The sequence below is a fragment of the Ktedonobacter sp. SOSP1-52 genome (assembly GCF_016587395.1).
The window spans coordinates 687,323-705,833 of record NZ_BNJH01000005.1 but is presented as its reverse complement, the minus strand read 5'-3'; the positions used below and the strand labels follow the sequence as shown (position 1 = coordinate 705,833).

The 18,511-nt window shown below is 57.7% G+C and carries 3 protein-coding genes and 3 pseudogenes; all 6 read left to right on the top strand.

Translation table 11 applies throughout. The annotated features are described in order from the left end of the window. Positions 1-29 precede the first annotated feature (29 nt). The 6 genes and pseudogenes from JMJ16_RS43685 (at position 30) to JMJ16_RS43650 (ending at position 18,442) form a co-directional block, all read left to right on the top strand. The gene (locus tag JMJ16_RS43685) at positions 30-2,879 is read left to right on the top strand and encodes an amino acid adenylation domain-containing protein (protein WP_201391840.1); all 2,850 of its coding nucleotides are present in this window, start codon (positions 30-32) and stop codon (positions 2,877-2,879) included. An 11-nt stretch (positions 2,880-2,890) separates the two neighbouring features. Further along, a pseudogene (locus JMJ16_RS55105) lies at positions 2,891-3,757 on the top strand (condensation domain-containing protein); the annotation flags it as partial. A 65-nt stretch (positions 3,758-3,822) separates the two neighbouring features. Next, positions 3,823-7,907, top strand: a pseudogene (locus JMJ16_RS43670) (amino acid adenylation domain-containing protein). A 91-nt stretch (positions 7,908-7,998) separates the two neighbouring features. After that, positions 7,999-9,302: pseudogene (locus JMJ16_RS57580) on the top strand (condensation domain-containing protein); the annotation flags it as partial. 6 nt (positions 9,303-9,308) lie between these two features. After that, positions 9,309-10,316, top strand: coding sequence for an AMP-binding protein (locus JMJ16_RS57575; protein WP_374229173.1), 1,008 nt, complete (start codon positions 9,309-9,311; stop codon positions 10,314-10,316). After that, the gene (locus JMJ16_RS43650; protein ID WP_201391831.1) at positions 10,313-18,442 is read left to right on the top strand and encodes a non-ribosomal peptide synthetase; all 8,130 of its coding nucleotides are present in this window, start codon (positions 10,313-10,315) and stop codon (positions 18,440-18,442) included. Before JMJ16_RS57575 ends, JMJ16_RS43650 begins: the two co-directional genes overlap by 4 nt. The last annotated feature ends 69 nt before the right edge of the window (positions 18,443-18,511 follow it).

Sequence of the window (18,511 nt, the reverse complement as noted above, 5' to 3'; positions counted from 1 at the left end):
AGAAGAGGTAGTCAAGAATGGGTAAATAGATGCAGACCGTAACAGTAAAAGGCTTTCGACTCTCCTTCCAGCAGAAACACCTCTGGCAGTGGTCACAGACCAGCCAGATCGAGCACACCCAATGTGCTATCACCATAGAAGGCGCACTAGATGCTGTACTATTTCAGCAAGTTCTGCAGCAGGTTGTAGATCACTATGAAATCCTGCATACAACTTTCTATATAGCTCCCGGTATGGACCTGCCTATGCAGGTGCTCCATCGCAAGGGTCCGATAGCATTCTTGTTTATAGATAGTGCATATCTGAGGGCCGAAGAGCAAGGGATACTAGTAGAAGAGCACTGGCACGATCTGCAAAGCTATCCATTCGATCTAGCAGATGGTCCGCAATTGCACGCAGCCCTGCTACGTACCTCGGCCCGCTCACATACCCTGCTACTAAGCCTGCCCGCGCTCTGCGCCGACGCGTCCACGCTGCAGCAGCTTATTTCCGTGTTGTTCGCAGCCTATGCAGCAGGCACAATAGAGGAAGCAATCGCCAATGACGAGGACGAACTCCAGTATATAGATGTCTCCTCCTGGCAGGACGAGCTTCTGCAGGGTGAAGAGCGAGAAGAGCTGCAGGCATTCTGGCATGCGATGAAGCTCTCACGGCTCTCGGACATACCACTTCCATTCCAGCATCCAAACAAAAAAAATGTTCCAGGTCAGCTTGAGGGACAGGCCCCACCACAATATATCGAAGTAAAGCTGGATGGAGAAATGCAACATCAACTGTTTGAGCTGAGTCAACGCTATCAGGTGAGTCCAGAATCCTGCTTGCTTGCCAGTTGGCAGATCCTCCTCTGGCGCTTAACGGCGGAATCGCCTCTACTCGGCCTTATCTGTGATGGCAGGCCACACGAGGAGCTCACAAAAGTTCTTGGACCCAATGCCTGGACCGTGCCATTTGCGCTAAAAACGCCCTTCTCGCCACACCTGACATTCGACTGGGTTTTGCGCCAGACAGAACAACTGGTACAGGAGACAGTAGAAAAACAGCTCTACTTCAGTCGGACCATGCTGGCCGCCGACCAATCTCAGGAGCAGCCCATCTTTCCGATCAGCTTTGCCTACAGTACCTGGCCGGGACAGTGGCGTATAGGCCCTTTGCAGGCCAGCCTGCTGCGGCAAAGCAGTTGGAGCGAACCCTCTCCACTTCAGTTGCAGGCCACGCAAATTGGAGAGCACTTCCACCTCCAACTACGCATCCATCCTGCTGTGTATTCCCTATCAGTCGCCCGGCGCTTGGTCGAATCGTATATGACCTTGCTAAGACATGCCCTCACTACCCCTGAGGCTCGTATCAGTTCACTGGCGCTACTCACTCCGGCAGAACAAGACCAACAGCACGCACACCTGCGTGGGCAAGAATCGGATTGGCCATTCATCCCACTCCACCATCGCTTCCAGATCCAGGCCCGACGGCGGCCCGACGCGCCCGCGGTGCGCTATGGAGAAATAGTCTTGAACTATCAGGAGGTGGAGCGACAGGCCAACCAGCTGGCACATCTGCTGCTGGCGCGTGGGCTGCGGACTGGAGATCGCGTTGCCCTGTATCAGCGCCGAGACCACCTAGCGCTCATTAGCCTGCTGGGAGTACTCAAAGCCGGAGGATGTTACGTGCCGTTGGACGAGGATCTGCCAGTTCCTCGGGTATGCTTATTGCTGCAGGAAATGGCGCCCACGCTGATACTCTGTAGCCAGGATCTGGCTGAGAATATAGCTAAGGATATAGGAGAGAGCCAGGTCCCCGTTCTGTCCGTAGAGCACTGGTCAAGACAGCTAGAGGAACAGCCCACAACCACGCCCCTGGTGCAGGTCAGGCCAGATGATCTGGCCTATGTCATCTATACTTCGGGCTCGACTGGAGTCCCCAAGGGTGTCGAGGTCCGCCAGGGAAGCGTGAGCAACTACATCCAGGCAATATGTGAATTGCTGGAGGTGGATGAGGGCTGGCACTTTGCCACCGTCTCCAGCCTGGCCGCCGATCTGGGCAACACATCAATTTTCTGCGGCTTCGCCAGCGGCGGCTGCGTGCATGTGCTGCCCTACACACTTGTCACCGATGGGGCGGCGCTGGCGCGCTATGTCACACAGTCCCCTATCGATGTCCTTAAAATCGTTCCCTCACATCTACAGGCGCTGCTGGCGGCCGCAGGAAAGGGGATATTGCCAGGGCAGCGGCTGATCCTGGGAGGAGAAGCCTTACCCTGGTCTCTGGTAGAGCAGCTACAGCAGTCGGGGGCCACCTTCCAACTCTACAATCATTATGGCCCGACCGAGGCCACCATTGGGGCGCTGGTCAATTCGCTGGGTCCAATTGACCAGCTTACCATTCCAGACCAGAGAGAGCGAGGCAACAGCGTACCAATCGGTCGCCCCATTGCCAATATGCAGATCAGCATTCGGGATGAACAAGGACAGCGGATGCCCAGGGGCATACAGGCAGAGCTGTACCTGGCAGGAATGGGCCTGGCCGCTGGATATCTGGAGGCTCCAGAGCTGACTCGCGAGCGATTTGTGGAGATCAAGGAAGGCGGCAAGGGGCAGAGGTGGTATCGAACAGGAGATATCGCGCGCGAGAACGAGTACGGGCAGATCGAGTTTATAGGTCGACAGGATAGCCAGGTAAAGGTACGCGGCTATCGTGTCGAGCTGGCAGAGATCGAAGCGTATCTCAGGAAACATCCGGCTATCCGTGAAGCAGTCGTAGAGCTTAAGGAAGACCAATTGGTGGCCTATATCGTTCCCTGGAAAAAACCCGGCCCGGAGCAGCAGGAGGTGCGCGAGGCCCTGCTGGCGGAGGTGCCCCCTACCTGGTACCTGCCTGGATTCTAGAGTTGGAGCAGATGCCCCTGACTGCTAATGGGAAAGTGGATCGGAAGCGCTTACCTGCTCCAGCTCCGCAAGAGGAAAAGGAGATTGCATATAAGCAAGAGGAGGGACGCACCCCTATTGAGGATGTGATCCTGGGCATCTGGCGACAGATATTAGGGGTCAATGAGATTGGGCGTCACGATGACTTTTTCCGGCTGGGCGGTCATTCTCTGCTGGGTACCAGGGTGGTGGCGCGATTGCGAACCATCTTTGACCGCGAGATCCCTATTACCTGGCTCTTTGATGCCCCTACGGCGGCTGGCCTGGCCCGGCGGATCGAGAAGGCATTGAGCCTGGAGATGGGGATAGAGCTGCCGCCACTCGTACCGGCCTCGCGCCAGCAACCGCTGCCGCTCTCTTTTGCCCAGCAACGCCTCTGGTTCCTGGACCAGCTGGAGCCCGGCAGCTCCGCCTACTCGATCCCCCAGGCGCTCCGCCTGCGTGGTCCCCTCGATCTGCGCGCCTTCCTGCAGGCCCTGCACGCCCTCATCCTGCGCCATGAAAATCTGCGCACCACCTTCCCCCTGCGCGATGGTCAGCCGATCCAGCTCATCCATCCCCAACCGTTGACCCCCTTGCTCGTCCTGGATCTGAGCACCCTGCCCTCCCAGGAGCGCGAGCTCGTCACCCTCCAGCTCCTCCAGCAGGCGGCCGCACAACCATTCGACCTGGCCCAGGGCCCTGTGCTGCGCTACCTGCTGCTGCGCCTGGCGGAGCAGCAGGAACACGTCCTGCTCCTCAACCTGCACCACATCGTCTCTGATGGCTGGTCCGGCGGCATCCTCTTCCGTGAACTCAGTATCCTGTACCTGGCCGCGCTACACCACCAGCGGGCCGCGCTCCCCCCTTGCCCATCCAGTATGCTGATTATGCCCTCTGGCAGCGTTCCTGGCTCCAGGGTGAGGTGCTCGCACGGCAGCTGGACTACTGGAAGCAGCAGTTGGGCGGCCTCACTCCCCTGGAGCTACCCACCGACCAGCCCAGACCCGCCGTCCAGACCTTCCACGGCGCGCTCCACCAGCGCCGCCTGCCACGCGCCTTGAGTCAGCAGTTGCACGAGCTCTCCCAGCGCGAAGGGGTCACGCTGTTTATGACCCTGCTGGCTGCCTTCCAGGTCTTGCTCTCGCGCTACAGCGGCCAGCAGGATATCGCTGTGGGTACCCCGATCGCCAACCGGACGCGCGAGGAGGTCGAGGGACTGATCGGCTTCTTTGTCAACACGCTGGTGCTGCGCAGCGACCTCTCGGGCAACCCTGCGTTTATCGAGCTGCTGGCGCGGGTGCGCACCATGGCCCTGGGAGCCTATGCCCATCAGGATGTGCCCTTTGAGCAGGTGGTGGAGGCGCTGCAGCCCCAGCGAGACCTGAGCCGCTCCCCGCTCTTCCAGGTCCTCTTTGAACTGCAAAGCATGGGAAATGGAGAGGAGCTGCCGGGATCGGCAGAGCTCCAGGCGGAGAACGTTGCGCTTGAGCAGCACAGCGCCAAGTTTGAGCTGAGCGTTGTCGTGAACGAGAACCCTGAAGGCTTGCAGATCACGCTGGAATACAATACCGATCTCTTTGCGGCTAGCACCATAGATCGTCTGCTCGCTCATTTCCAGACGCTCTTAGAGGGCATCGTCAGCTCACCGAAACAACGTATCGCGACCCTGCCATTGCTCACCACCAACGAATATGAGCAACTAATCCGGCACCACAATCAAACCCAAAAGGAGATAGCGCCACCGCTGCACTACATACTGCACCTGGCCCGGCAGGTAGCGCGTACGCCCGAACGGATTGCTGTCTGTGATCCACAGCAGCAACTCACCTATGCCGCCCTCTGGCAACGTTCCGAACGCCTGGCGTGCATGCTCCAACAACGGGGTATCGGGCCAGAGACACTGGTGGGCCTCTACATGGAGCGTTCCTGTGAGTTACTCATCAGTGTGCTCGCGATCTGGCACTGTGCCGCGGCCTACGTCCCCCTCGATCCAGCCTATCCTCGCGAGAGGGTTCAGGTCATCCTTGAGCAGGCCCAGGTATCTTTACTGCTTACCACCGCTAGCCTGCAGGAGCATATCCCCTCAAATGGAGCGCCAGTAGTGTGTCTGGAGAAGTTAGATACACCAGGGCCAGCCAGCGAGTCACCCTTATATGACATTACGCTGCTCCCGCAACACCTGGCCTATGTCATCTATACATCTGGCTCTACAGGCACGCCCAAAGGTGTCATGGTTAACCATGAGGGTATGCTCAACCATTTGATGGCCAAGGTCTACGCCTTAGAGCTTTCCGATAAAGATATCATTGCCCAGACCGCCTCCGCCTGCTTTGATATCTCGGTGTGGCAGTTCCTGGCCGGGTTACTGCAGGCAGGAAAAGTCGAAATCCTGCCCAATATCATCGCCCACGACCCATACGCACTCCTGCGTTCAGTTCAGGAGAAAGAATTCAGCATTCTGCAGGTGGTACCTTCCATGTTGGCGGTGATGCTCGATGAGCCGAAGGCAGCTGACCTTCCAGACAGCAGGTTGCGTTGGCTCATCGCCACGGGTGAAGCCATGCCCAAAGCACTATGTCAACGCTGGTGGCGTGAGGACAATGATATCCTCTTGCTCAATGCCTATGGACCCACGGAATGCTCCGACGACGTCACCCATGCGCTGTTGCGCAGGGAACAGAATGAGCACCAGTGGCGCGTTCCGATTGGCTTCCCTATTATCAACACCCAGATCTATCTCCTGGATACACATATGCAGTTGGTCCCACAGGGAGTAATCGGCGAGATCTATGTTGGAGGGACGGGCGTTGGACGCGGCTACCTGCGCGATGCGGGGCGCACCGCCGAGGTTTTTGTGCCTGATCCCTATGGACCCCTCGGAAGCCGTCTGTACCGTACTGGAGATCTGGGTCGCTATCGACCAGATGGGCAATTGGAATTTGTGGAGCGCTACGATGGGCAAGTCAAACTGCGTGGCTACCGTATCGAACTGGGAGAGATTGAAGCGCATATCGCCCGTCATCCCCAGGTAAAGCAAAGCGTGGTTATCCTCCATGGAAGAGAACCACAGGAAAAGCGTCTGGTGGCCTATATAGTGGGCGAAGAGCAAAGGGATGTCGCCGGCTTCAATACGGAGACCCTGGCAGATTTCCTCAAAGGGGATTTACCAGAGTATATGATCCCAGACCACTTTGTATGGCTTGAGACGCTCCCACTCACTCCAAATGGGAAGGTGGATCGTGCCTCCTTGCCTGAGCCTCGGTGGTCCAATGGGAAGATAGAGAAAAATGAAGAGAAAAAGCTTCTCCAGCCGGTAGAAGAACTGGTGTTGCAGGTCTGGAAGCAGGTTCTGCAGCGCGACCAAGTCGGCCTGCAGGAGAACTTCTTTGAGCTCGGAGGCCACTCCCTGCTGGCTACCCAGGTGGTCGCTCGCCTACGCAAGCTGCTCCACACCGAGGTCCCCTTGCTGCTGCTCTTTGAGGCTCCCACCATATCTCTGCTGGCGGCTCGCCTCCAACTGCTGTTGCGCCAGGCACAGGGACACACACAGCCGATGCCGCCACTGCTGCCCGTGCCGCGCGATCAGGATCTCCCCCTCTCTTTCGCTCAGCAGCGCCTCTGGTTCTTGCACCAGTTCGCTCCTCGCAGCGCCGCCTATAGCATTCCCGTTTTCGCTCGTCTGCACGGCACCCTGGCGATCCCCGCCCTACGCGCCAGCCTCTCGGCGCTCATCCAGCGCCATGAAAGCCTGCGCACCGTGTTTGAAGAGCGCCAGGGGCAGGTGCTTCAACGCATCGTCCAGCAGACGCCGATCCCGTTCCCCGTGATCGATCTCAGCGGCTATGACCACCAGCAGCATGAAGCGGCCATTGAACAGCTCGTGGAACAAGAGGCCGAACAGCCCTTTGACCTGCGCCAGGGACCCCTGCTGCGCAGCTGGCTGCTGCGCCTTTCACCTCAGGAGCATATCCTGTTCCTGACCATGCACCACATCGTCTCCGATGGCTGGTCCATGGGCATCCTCGTCCAGGAGCTGACAGCTCTCTATCAGGCGTTCAGAGCAGGCGAGCCCTCACCCTTGCCCTCGCTGCCTATCCAATACGCCGATTACGCCTCCTGGCAGCGCGGCTGGCTGCAGGGCGAGGTGCTCAAAGAGCAGATCCGCTACTGGACCCAGCAGCTCAATGGGGCACGCGCGCTGGAGCTGCCCACCGATTATCCGCGCACCCGTGCTCTCAGCCAGCAGGGCGCGCATTATGGATTTCAGCTGGACGCCCAGCTGGCGCAAGCGCTGCGGCAACTGAGCCAGCAAGAGGGGCGACCCTGTTTATGACCCTGCTGGCCGCCTTCCAGGTCCTGCTCTATCGTCTCAGTGGTCAGGAGGATATCGTGGTCGGCACCGATAGCGCCAACCGCTCCCATCTGGAGACCGAGAAGCTGATCGGTTTCTTCGTCAACCTGCTGGCACTGCGCACCAGCATGCAGGATCATCCCGGCTTTACCACGCTCCTGCAGCGCGTGCGCGAGATGGTCCTGGCTGCCTATGCCCACCAGGAATTGCCCTTTGAGATGATCGTCGAGCACCTGCGCCTGCCGCGTGAGGGCAATCGCACTCCCCTGGTCAACGCGCTCTTCGTGCTGCAAAACGTCCCGCTGGCGGATGCGGAGCTATCCGATGTTGAGTCGCAACAAATGCACCGCGAGGCCAACCATGCCAAATTTGATATGGCTGTCTTTGTGGCTGAAAGCCCCACAGGCATCTATGGTTCAGTCAATTACAGCACCGATCTTTTCAAGCGCGAGACGATTGCAACGCTGGTACAGCGCTATGAGGCACTGCTCAACTCAATTGTCAAACAACCGCACACGAAAATCTCTAGCCTGGAGATGGCGACGGCTGCCGAAAAGGAGCAAAAGGCCAGGCAGCAGACAGCGCTACGCCAGAATCTCAAGATAAGCCGTGGTGAACGCTTGCGCATCTCAGAAGAGAAATCGGAAAAATCGTGAGGAGCGAGTTCGCAGCACGACGCTTTACGCTGGCATCGCTAATGATACGTTTAGGTATAGTTTCAATTTTCTATGAGGGGCAGAATAGTCAATGCAAAAAATAGATTTACAGGCCGCGAATCTTTCGAAGCAGCAGGAACGCACATGGAGATGGCTGCAAGACAACCAGCTTTATGGCACGCAGGGCATGTTTTTGCTGGAGGGTAAGCTTGAGGTTGACAGGCTTCAGCAGGCAATCCAGCAAGGCGTGCAACGCTACGAGATCTTACACACCACATTCTCTGTGATGCCTGGTATGGAGTTGCCAATGCAGGTGATCGGGCATGAGATAAACGTTTCATGTCCACTGATGAATCTGCAAAGCCTGGATGCTTCGGCGCAACAAAACGTCCTTGTCCAGCAATGGGAGGATCTATGCCACCATGCCTTTGATCTCGAACATGGACCGTTGCTCTATGCGATCCTGTTCCGATTGGATGCCGAGCACCATGTGTTGCTCATGCGCATGTCTGCTCTGTGTGCAGACACCGGCACGTTAAAACACTTCAGCCAGGACATACTGCGTCTCTATAGCATGCTCCAGCAGGGAACATCGTTGCAAGATGAGGAAGATGACGATGAAGATATGTTGCAATATATCGATGTCATCTCCTGGCAAAATGATCTCTTGACTTCTGAGGGGCGGAGGAACAGCAGGCGTTCTGGTCTGCCTTTGATCTTTCTCATCTGGACGCTGTGCGCCTCCCCTTAAAGGCCGGTAAAGAAGCTTCGTCCCCCGGCATCGACCACACACTATCCGCCAGCATTCCACTCCAGCAGGTTCCAATCGCGCTGGATGAGACATATCAGCAGCGCCTGCAGGAACTCAGCCAAGACCATCAGATCTCATCCGAAGCCTGCCTGTTGGCTTGCTGGCAAATCCTGCTCTGGCGCTTAACGGGCGAAACGTCACTTATTGGCGTCTCTTGTGATGGACGACCCTATGAGGAATTGACCACCGCGCTGGGTCCTTATGCCCGAAGCGTGCCCTTCTTGCTCTCCCTGGAGCGACCGATAAGCTTTGAGCAAGCGCTGGCAGAGACGTCCCTGGCTTTGCAGGAGATGAATGAGAAGCAATTCTATTTCAATTGGGAAGCGCGCGACCAGAAACGTTCAGCGCAGGGACAGGCCTTTCCACTCGGCTTTGCCTATACTAACGGGCTTGAAGAGTGGCGGCAGAGCTCGCTCGTGGCCCGGGTACAGCGGCTGGAAAGCTGGCAAGAGCCATCTCAACTTCAGCTGTACGTCGTCCAGTATGGGGCACAGATGCAGCTCCAGATACGCTATCAGCCCACAGTAATTGCGCGGCCTGCTGCCGAGCGGCTGGCACATCTTTTCCAGACATTGCTACAAAACGCACTCATGGCTCCACAAACGTTGGCCAGCACATTGCAACTGCTTACACCACAGGAGCAAATGGCACAACGCGAGCGCTGGCAGGGGCCGCAGCGTGACTGGCCCTTCATCCCTCTGCACCAGCGTTTTCAGGCCCATGCCCAGCACCAGCCGCAGGCCCCCGCCCTGCGCTACGATACACACCTGCTTACCTATCAGCAGCTCGATCACCTCAGCAATCAGCTTGCCCACCTGCTCATCAGCCGTGGCCTGCTGCCCAGTGGCCGCGTTGCCCTCTATCAGCCACGCGACCACTGGGCGATTATCTGCCTGCTCGCGGTACTCAAAGCGGGCGGCTGCTATGCACCTATCGCGGAGGACCTGCCTGCTGCCCGCGTGCGCCTCTTGCTCGAAGATCTCAAACCCACCATCTTGATCTCTCAGCAGTCTCTCCTGGAGCCGTTGGATCACCTGCCAGCCCAGGTTCTGCGGCTGGAGGAGATGTCCACCCTACTGGCTCCATTACCTATAACCCCGCCTCAGATTGAGGTGGAGCAAGAGCAGCTCGCCTATATTATGTATACTTCGGGCTCAACGGGAGTTTCTAAAGGGGTCGAGATCCGTCAGGGGAGCGTCAGCAACTATATCCAGGCCTTGTGCGAGCTGCTAGAGGTCGAAGCAGGCTGGCACTTTGCCACCGTTTCCAATCTGGCCGCCGACCTGGGCAACACGGCCATCTTCACGGCCCTCGCCTCTGGTGGCTGCCTCCATGTCCTGCCGTATCTCCTGGTTACCGATGGAGCGGCCTTCGCGAGCTATGTCGAGCGCTATCCACTCGATGTGCTCAAAATCGTCCCTTCCCATCTACAAGCCCTGCTGGCTGCCGGGGCCACGCGTATCCTCCCTCAGCGCCATCTAATACTGGGTGGAGAAACCCTCCCCTGGACCCTGGTAGAACATTTACAGCAATTGCAGATCACCTGCAATCTCTACAACCACTATGGTCCAACCGAGGCTACCATTGGGCCCTGGTGAATCCCCTGGGCTCCCTGGCTGACCTGATAGTTCCCTCACCCATCACACGCGGACCCGGTGTTCCGCTTGGGCGCCCCTTGCCCAAAGTGCAATACTGTCTGCTCGATGCCCATCAGCATCAGATACCCACGGGCGTCATCGGTGAGCTCTATCTGGCTGGTGCAGGGCTGGCGGCTGGCTACCTGAACGCGCCAGAGCTCACACAGGAACGCTTCCTAACCGGGCTAGAAAACGCTGAACAGGTACGCTGGTATCGAACTGGAGACCTGGTGCGAGAGGATGAGCTGGGTCAGCTCGAATTTGTGGGTCGAAATGACAATCAAGTGAAGATGCGTGGCTACCGCATTGAGCTGGGAGAGATCGAAAACCAGCTACGCAACCTGCCCGGCGTGCGCGATGCCGTGGTCCACCCCTGGCAAGGTGAGCTGGTAGGGTATGTGCTGGCCTGGAAACAGCCTGCACTCAATCCACAGGAGGTGCGCGAAACCCTCTCGCAGATCCTACCATCATATATGGTTCCCGGACATATCATGATGCTAGACCAATTTCCACTCACGGCCAATGGGAAAGTGGATCGACGGCACCTCCCCGAACCAGAACCAATCTCAGAACAGGTACAGGTCATCCAGAGCGAGCCGGCACGTACTCCCATTGAGGAGATGCTGCTCCAGATCTGGCAGGAGGTGCTGGGACTTCCCCAACTGGGACGCAACGACGATTTCTTCCAGATGGGAGGCCATTCTTTGCTCGGGACCCGCGTGATCGCGCAGCTGCAAACGATCTTTGGAATAGAGGTGCCTATTATCTGGCTCTTTGAGGCACCCACGGTCGCTGGCATGGCCCGGCTGATCGAGCAGGCTCTACGGCAGGGTCTGGAAATAGGAACCCCTCCGCTCGTTCCGATCGCGCGTCAGCAGCCCCTGCCGCTCTCCTTCGCCCAGCAACGGTTGTGGTTTCTGGACCAGATGGAACCCGGCAGTACAGCATATGCCGTCTCAATGGCTGGATGGCTACGTGGTCCTCTGGTTCCCCTGGCTCTAGAGCAGAGCTTGACCACCATGATCGATCGCCACGAAGTGCTACGCACCACCTTTGCGCTACACGAAGGTCTACCGGTGCAGGTAGTGCATCCCACCAGCCTGACGCCCTTAAGATGGATAGACCTGACCGGTCTACCAGAGCCCGAACGGAGCCAGCAAGCAATTCAGCTGGCAACCCAGGAGATTGAGCGGCCCTTTGACCTGCAACGTGGCCCTCTCTTGCGGACCCATCTGCTGCGTTGCTCGCCTCGGGAGCATGCCCTCCTGCTAACAGCGCATCACTCCATCTCGGATGCCTGGTCACAAACAATCTGGCGACAAGAACTGCGCGCCCTCTACACTGGCTTTGTCAACGACACACCTATTCACCTGCCTGCGCTACCAGTGCAGTACGCTGACTATGCGCTCTGGCAGCGTTCCTGGCTCCAAGGCGAGGCATTGCAGCAGCAGCTGAGCTACTGGAAGAATCAGTTAGCCAACCTGCAGCCCCTGGAACTCCCTACGGATCATCCCAGACCCACGCTCCAGAGCTTGCGCGGGGCTGTGCATTCACTGGTGCTCCCTGAAACGCTGAATACGGCCCTCAAGCAGCTCAGCCAGAAAAATGGCACGACGCTGTTCATGACATTGCTAGCAGCATTTCAGGTCTTGCTGGCTCGCAGTAGCGGCCAGAACGACATTGCGGTCGGCACGCCGATCGCCAACCGTAATCGTAAGGAAGTTGAAGGCTTGATCGGTTTCTTCACCAATACCCTGGTGCTGCGCAGCGACCTTTCCGACAACCCCACGTTTATCGAGATGCTCAAGCGGGTACGACGTAGCGCCCTGGAGGCGTATACCCATCAGGAGATCCCCTTCGAACAGGTGGTAGAGGCACTACAACCCGAGCGCGACCTGAGCCGCTCACCCCTCTTCCAGGTACTCTTCCAGCTTCAGCATGCGGCACCCTCAAATGAAGAGGTCGCCGAACTGGAGTTGGATAATTTTGCGCCTGCGGCTACAACGGCTAAATTCGATCTGACGCTCGCGCTCTTCGACAATGGGCGAGAGCTGTACAGCAGCATCGAGTACAATCGCGACCTCTTCGAGCCCGCAACGATCGAGCGCTGGCAGGAGCGCTGGCAATTGCTCTTAGAGGGTCTGGTACAAGATCCAGAACAACGCATCGACCGCTATGAGCTACTAACCCTACAGGAGCATCAGGCACTACTCTACTGGAATGCCACGCAACAGGACTTCGTGGACAGCCGCTGCGTACACGAGCTCTTCGCGGATCAAGCGACGCGTACTCCGGACGCGATTGCTGTAGCAGGTGATGAGATCCAACTCTCCTATGCCACCCTCGATCATTTGAGCACGCAGCTGGCTGCGCTGTTACAACAACAAGGGGTAGGACCAGAAACATTGGTTGGCATCTGCCTGGAGCGCTCGGTTGAGCTTGTGGTGAGCCTGCTGGGGGTGCTCAAAGCTGGCGGGGCCTATGTGCCGATAGATCCGGAGTATCCTCGCGAGCGGCTGGCCTTTCTCCTGGCTGACGCACAGATCAGTATGTTGCTGACCTCAGCAAGCTTCACGGAATTGTTCGCGAACCAGCCACTGAATATACTGACTGTGGAAAGCTACTGGTCGGATCTCTCTCGGGAAGCTTCAACTACACCACAAAGGAAGGTAGTGCCGCAGAATCCAGCCTACGTGATCTATACATCGGGCTCGACGGGTCACCCCAAAGGGGTGATGATCTCGCATGCCGCGCTCTCCAACCACATGCTCTGGATGCAGACTACCTTCCCTCTCACCCCCGCCGATCGCGTGCTGCAAAAAACCCCTGCCAGCTTCGATGCCTCCGTCTGGGAGTTCTACGCTCCCCTGCTGGCTGGCGCCTGCCTCGTCCTGGCTCAGCCCGATACCCACCGCGATAGCGCCGCCCTCGCCCTGACGCTGGCCCACCAGCAGATTAGCATCCTGCAGGTGGTCCCCACCCTGCTGCACGCCCTCCTCGATGAGCCGCTGCTGCCATACTGCCACCATCTGCGCTCCCTGTTTTGCGGCGGCGAGGAACTGCGCGCCGATCTGCTTCGCCGCGCCATGACCTCCCTACCCCCCACCACGCGCCTCTACAACCTCTACGGACCCACCGAAGCGACGATCGATGCCACCTGCTGGCCCTGTGAGCCAGATCCGCAGCTCGCTCGCGTCCCCATCGGGAGCCCAATCTCCAATCTCCAGGTCTACCTGCTCGATGCGCACCTGCAGCCCGTTCCCATCGGGGTCCCCGGAGAGGTCTTCCTCGGCGGCGCTGGCCTGGCACGCGGCTATCATCGCCGATCCGACCTGACCGCCGAGGCGTTCCTGCCCCATCCCTTCAGCTCGGAGCCGGGTGCCCGCCTCTACCGGACCGGCGATCTGGCCCGCTTCGTCCCCCAGCGCTCCAACACCCTGCAATACCTGGGACGCCGGGATGCGCAGGTCAAGCTGCGGGGCTATCGCATCGAACCCGGCGAGATCGAGGCAATCCTCAGTACCCATCCCGCCGTCAGCGCGGCGGCGGTCGGGATGCAGCACACCAGGACAAACACTGCGGTCGCCGAGCAGCGCCTGATCGCCTATGTGGTGCGCACACCCGAGCATGCGCTCTCCTTGCAGGAGCTGCGCTCCTATTTGGGGGAGCGGCTGCCCCAGTACATGCTCCCCTCGGGACTGGTTGAACTGGAGCAGCTGCCCCTGACCTCTTCGGGCAAAGTGGATCGCCGGCAGCTGGCAACCCTGACGGTAGACGAAGAGCCAGGGAACCAGGACACCGAGCAGCGACCACGCAATGAACTGGAGGAACTGGTGTCTCAGATCTGGAGCCAGGTCTTACAGGTAGAGCAGCTGGGAATATATGACAACTTCTTTGAGGTCGGAGGCCACTCCCTACTGGCTACCCAGGTGGTCTCACGCCTGAGGCGGCTGACCGGGGTAGAGCTACCGGTACGGGCGCTCTTTGAGGCGCCTACCGTTGCACAGCTAGCCACCCGGCTCACCCAGGAATTACAAAAGGGCCAGAGGTTGCAAGTGCCCGAAATAGTGCCACAAGCGCGCAGCCAGGATCTCCCACTCTCTTTTACTCAGCAGCGCCTGTGGTTCTTCCACCAGCTAGAGCCAGACAGTACAGCCTATAGCATTCCAACAGCCGTACGCCTGGACGGGCAGTTACATCGATCAGCCCTGGCGAAAGCTCTGACAGCGGTGATCGAGCGGCACGAGAATCTGCGTACTACCTTCCCGGCCCAGGAAGGGCAACCAGTGCAACTGATTGCCCCGGCCCCCACTACCGAGCTGATAATCATAGATCTCAGCCATCTGGCACGAGAGGAGCGGGAACCACTGGCGCAGCAGCTAGCTCAGCAAGAAGCACGGCGACCCTTTGATCTGACTCGTGGGCCTCTACTGCGCTGCTGGTTGCTCCAACTGGCTGAGCAAGAAGAACAGGTCCTGCTCCTGACGCTCCACCATATCATCTCAGATGGCTGGTCAATGAGCATCCTGGTACGCGAGCTGACCAGCTTCTATGCCGCATTCTCTCAGGGGCAGACAGCCTCTCTGCCAGCCTTACCTGTCCAGTACGCCGACTATGCTCTCTGGCAACGTTCCTGGCTTCAGGGCGAGGTTTTGCAGCGGCAACTGGACTATTGGAAACAGCAGCTCAAGGCCATTGTTCCGCTGGAATTGCCCATTGATCATCCTCGTCCGCCAATCCAGACCTTCCGCGGGGCGCGCATGGAGTTAGACCTGCCCATCACGCTGCATCAACAGCTGCGTGAGCTTTCCCGCCGCGAAGGAGCAACGATGTTTATGACCCTGCTGGCCTCCTTCCAGATCCTACTCTCCCGCTATAGCGGGCAGGAAAATATTGCCGTGGGAACCACAATTGCGAATCGCACTCATCAGGAGATCGAGGGGCTGATTGGCTGCTTCATCAATATGCTGGTGCTACGCAGCGATCTCTCAAACAACCCTTCTTTTATCGACCTGCTCGCCCAGGTACGTGGAGTGGCGCTACAGGCCTATAGCCATCAAGATCTACCCTTTGAGCAGGTGGTGGAGGCTCTGCAGCCTCAACGTGATCTCAGTCGTTCACCCCTCTTCCAGGTCCTCTTTGTGATGCAAAATCTTCCTGAGGTCATTGGAACGCAGACGTCTATCCAGAGCAAGGGCATCGACCTGGAACAGCATGTCGCGAAGCTTGAGTTGAGCGTGATGGTTGTGGAGCGAGGACAAAGGCTAAGCGTCAGCCTGGGATACAATACCGACCTCTTCGAAGCCCGCACCATCCGAAATATGTTTGCCCACTGGCAACTGCTCCTTGAGGGAATTGTGGCCAATCCAGAGCAACCGATCTCTCTGCTCCCTCTGTTGACTCCCGCCGAGCACGAGCGGATGCTCATTGAGTGGAACACTACCCATGTAGAGACCCCTGACTATCTCTACCAGCACAAACTTTTTGAAGCACAGGTTGAGCGCACTCCGGACGCCATCGCCATCGTCCTGGGTGAGGTGCAACTGACGTATCAGGATCTCAACCGGAGGGCAAACCAGCTGGCACATCGGCTCCAGAGACTGGGAGTCAGGCCAGAAACACGGGTCGGTATCTGCCTGGAGCGTTCTCTGGAGATGGTGATCAGCTTGCTAGCCGTTCTCAAAGCGGGGGGAGCCTATGTACCACTTGATCCAGCCTCGCCAAGGGCACGGTTCACGCGCCTGTTGCAAGAGGTGCGCCTCCCCTTGCTGCTCACATCTACAAAGCTGCGGCGACGCCTGCCCCCGATCTCGGCCAGGATACTCTTAGTGGAACAGGAGAACATTACGCTTGCTAAAGAAGCCTCTGCAAATCCCGACGTCAGCATGTCACCGGATAACCTTGCCTATATCGTCTATACATCTGGCTCTACAGGCCGACCAAAGGGCATTATGATCGCCCATCGAGGGGTCGCCAACTACTTAAACTACCTGGCTCGTACCTACCATCTGGATGGGTCATCAACGGTACTACAGCTCGCATCGGTCGCCTTTGATGCATCTGTTCGAGACATCTTTGGCGCTCTGACAACAGGCGCAAGGATGCTAATGCTGGGTCCTGACGAGTTTAAGGAGCCGCAGGCCATCCTCAGGAAGATCGAGCACCATCAGGTTACCGCGCTCATGAGTATTGTGCCTTCACTGCTGCGCATGCTGCTGGAGGCAGCCCAGGAGGCTCGCGGCACCTATACTTCTCTTCAGCTTGTGCTAACCAGCGGAGAGCCGTTATTAGTAGCCGACTGCCAGAAAGTCGCCAGCCTGATGGGTTCGCAGATCCAGGTCGTCAACCAGTATGGACCAACTGAATGCACCATGACATCTACCTATTATGCGTCAGCCCCCGGCTGGCATGAGCGCGAAATAGTGCTGGTTGGCAAACCGATTCCTGGCATGCAGGCCTATATCCTGGACCACGCTCTCAATCTGGTTCCACCTGGCATACAGGGTGATATCTATCTGGGTGGCGCCGGGCTTGCGCGCTGCTACCTTGATCAGGCCGAGGCGACAGCAGAGCGCTTCCTACCACATCCCTGGAGCGCTGAGCCCGGACAGCGGATCTACAAGACCGGTGATATCGCCCGCTACCTGCCAGATGGAAACATCGAGCTGCTCGGTCGCAGCGATCACCAGGTCAAGATTCGTGGCAACCGGGTAGAACTTGGAGAGATTGAAGCGGCCCTGAGCTGGCATCCACAGGTAAAGCAGAGCGTGATCCTTATGAAGGAGGTAGCCAATCATGAACAGCAACTCGTTGCCTATGTTGCCATGGAGCAAGACGAGGGTGAGGATTTGACAGGCGTACCCGGCGAACTGCGCAGCTTCCTGCAGGAAAGGTTACCTGACTACATGCTGCCCGCCCACTTTGTGCCACTGGCTACGTTGCCATTCACCCCCAATGGCAAGGTAGACCGGCAGGCCCTCGCCTCCCTGGAACTGGCGCTTGAACCATCCCGGTTTGTCCAATTTCGCGATGCTGTCGAATATCAATTGCGCGATATCTGGTCAGAATTATTGAACAAACATCCTATCAGCGTCATGGATAATTTCTTTGATCTGGGTGGACATTCTATTCTGGCGGTGCGGCTCCTATCGCATATCAAGCGCACCTTCGACCGCGAACTTCCACTGGCCGCGCTCTTCCAGCATCAGACGGTGGCCGAACTGGCTACTCTCTTGCGTGAGCAGTTACCACCAGAGGAGGATACAGCAGTATTAGTACCGTTCCAGATGCAGGGTAGCCGTAGCCCGTTTTTCTGCGTCCACCCTGCAGGCGGCGAAGTATTCGAGTACAGGAATCTGTCCCGATACATAGGAACGGAACAGCCATTTTATGGAATGCGTATGCCTGATCCACGTGAACATGTTGAGGAATTTCGTAGCCTGGAAGGGATCGCCGCCTATTATATAGCAGCCATCAAAGAGGTGCAGTCTGAGGGGCCATACCAGATTGGAGGCTGGTCGGCCGGAGGTCAGATTGCCTATGAGATGGCGCAGCAGCTACAGCGAGAGGGGCAAGAAGTTCGCCTGCTCGCCCTGCTCGATAGCAAGCCACCAAAGCCTGTGAAGACAACGATTGAGGATGAAGAGGAGGGAACAGACGATGCGGCCATCGCCAGGTCGCTGATGAGACGCTACCAGCTGACGCTACCAGAAAACCTTGCCAGTCAGGGCGAACCCATCGAGCAGCTGAGCTATATATGCGACCAGTTAAAACAGCAAGATATTGCCCCTCGTGACGTCAGGATTGAACAAATACGCTTCTTTGCACATGTGCATTGGACCATAGAAAAAGCCATCGATCATTATATCCCCCAACCATATACCGGTCAGGTAACCCTGCTTAAGGCCAGTGATGAAGATGCGGAGCAAACAAATACGATCATCAGCAACTGGAAGGCCTTAGCAACCCACCTGCACGTGCAGATGGTCCCCGGGACCCATATCACAATGATCGAAGAGCCCCGTGTCAAAGACCTGGCGCAAGCCCTGGCCCACTACCTGAATCCCGAACATCATCAAGAAAAATAAATATGTAGTTGTGCAAAAAGTGCGCCTGAGCGCACTTTTTGCACAACTACATATTTATTTCCCTGTGCG

Bases quoted from the DNA above. Each gene is read 5' to 3' on its own strand.
- JMJ16_RS43685 (WP_201391840.1), top strand. From the start codon at position 30: ATGCAGACCGTAACAGTAAAAGGCTTTCGACTCTCCTTCCAGCAGAAA.
- JMJ16_RS57575 (WP_374229173.1), top strand. From the start codon at position 9,309: ATGGCTCCACAAACGTTGGCCAGCACATTGCAACTGCTTACACCACAG.